Origin of the sequence: Okeania sp. SIO2B9, from assembly GCF_010672505.1 — a bacterium.
GTDB classification, from domain to species: Bacteria; Cyanobacteriota; Cyanobacteriia; order Cyanobacteriales; family Microcoleaceae; genus Okeania; species Okeania hirsuta.
In genome coordinates this window covers 1-1,926 of sequence record NZ_JAAHGK010001380.1, presented here as the reverse complement: position 1 = coordinate 1,926, position 1,926 = coordinate 1, and the positions used below count along the sequence as shown (strand labels likewise).

1 protein-coding gene is annotated in these 1,926 nt (G+C 35.6%); it reads left to right on the top strand.

Annotation, left to right across the window (positions count from 1 at the left end; all coding sequences use genetic code 11):
• Positions 1–405 precede the first annotated feature (405 nt).
• On the top strand, positions 406–1,701 hold the full coding sequence (locus F6K13_RS30950) for a glutamate-5-semialdehyde dehydrogenase (RefSeq protein WP_124154694.1): 1,296 nt from the start codon (positions 406–408) through the stop codon (positions 1,699–1,701).
• The last annotated feature ends 225 nt before the right edge of the window (positions 1,702–1,926 follow it).

Below are 1,926 nucleotides of genomic sequence, written 5' to 3'. Positions count from 1 at the left end.
TATATTGCTTGATTTTAAAGCCTGATCTGATAACATTTTTTGAAAAAAATAATATAAAAATATGCCAAATAATATATACTTATTTTTTCCATAAATAGCTTTTAAATAATCAAAAAATATCTGAAATAGAAAATAATTCAGCATATTTTAGTTGAGATTAAATAGTTTTAATTGAGTGTGATTAATTTAGAGTATAGAGCAAAACATTAATTTTGATTGATGTGCCACACTTACATTAAATATCCTGTACTTTTATCCCCTCACAAATTTTTTTTTGCTCAATAAAATTCATTTAAAACTTGAGATATAAATTTAATAATTAATATCAATCACAAGATCATTAATAATTATTAGACCAAAGCAGTATAATGATAAAATAAGTCGTAAAAAAATCCCAAAAAGACGATGATTATAGAAGTTTCTTTGACTGAAATAGCCAAAACAACCCGTCAAGCAGCACAAAAATCGGCAGGTTTATCCACAGAAGTAAAAAATCAAGCAATTGAAGCAGTCGCCCAAGCACTGGAAACCGCAGCACCAAAAATTCTAGCAGCAAATAAACTTGACTGTCAGATAGCTCAAACCAATGGCATTGCTAAACCTCTTTATAATCGATTGAAAATGGATGAGGCCAAACTTAACAGTGCGATCGCAGGTCTACGGAATGTTTCTATTTTGGCTGACCCAGTTGGTACGGTGCAAATACATCGAGAATTAGATGAAGGATTAATTCTCAAACGTATTACTTGTCCATTGGGAGTTATTGGTGTGGTTTTTGAAGCTCGTCCTGATGCTGTAATTCAAATTTCAGCTTTGGCAATTAAATCAGGAAATGGTGTCATTCTCAAAGGAGGTAAAGAAGCAACGAATTCATGTCAAGAGTTAGTTACAGCAATTCGTCAAGGACTGGCAACAACTTCTGTTAATCCTGATGCAGTACAGTTGTTAACTACGCGAGAGGAAACTCTGGAGTTACTGAAGTTAGATAAATATGTCAATTTAATTATTCCCAGAGGTTCTAATTCTTTTGTGAAATTTGTACAGGAAAATACTCAAATTCCTGTTTTGGGTCACGCTGAAGGAATTTGTCATGTTTATGTAGATAAGTCAGCGGATATTCAAAAGGCAGTTGCAGTTACTGTGGATGCAAAAACTCAGTATCCTGCTGCTTGTAATGCAGTGGAAACTTTGTTAGTTCATACTGATATTGCTGACAAGTTTTTGACAGAGGTTTTCCCAATGATGGAAAAGCATCAGGTAGAGTTACGAGGTGATGCAGCTACTCGGAAGATTTTACCGTCGGTAAAGGTGGCGACAGAAGTAGACTGGGCAACAGAATACAGCGATTTAGTATTGTCAATTAAGGTAGTAGATAATTTAGAGTCAGCGATCGCTCACATCAATACTTATGGTTCTGGACATACAGATGCTATTGTAACTGAGGATAGAGAAACCGCAGAATTATTTCTGGCTCAAATAGATGCGGCGGGAGTATTCCATAACTGTTCGACTCGGTTTTCTGATGGCTTCCGTTATGGTTTTGGAGCTGAAGTAGGAATTAGTACTCAGAAAATGCCACCAAGAGGTCCAGTAGGTTTAGAAGGGTTAGTAACTTATAAATATCAAGTTGTAGGTGATGGTCATATTGCTGCTACTTATTCTGGCGATCGCCCTAAGGTATTTACTCACCGAGATTTGTAATATGGCAGAGATGGTGAATAGGGGAGTGGGGGAGTGGGGGAGATGGTCTGATTTAATATTAGAGTTGTCGCTAAATAGAGGGAAAAAATTACTCCAACCTAGACAGAGCAATAATTCTAAGCATTTTTTCCCTAAATAGCTACAATCCTGACATACCAGGGTTTTTGGGAGTTTTTTAAGTTATAAAGCGACAAGTCTATTGAAGTGTTGATAGAATTATAAACA

Excerpts from the sequence above, each read along its gene's own strand:
- F6K13_RS30950 (WP_124154694.1), top strand. The coding sequence starts at position 406 with ATGATTATAGAAGTTTCTTTGACTGAAATAGCCAAAACAACCCGTCAA.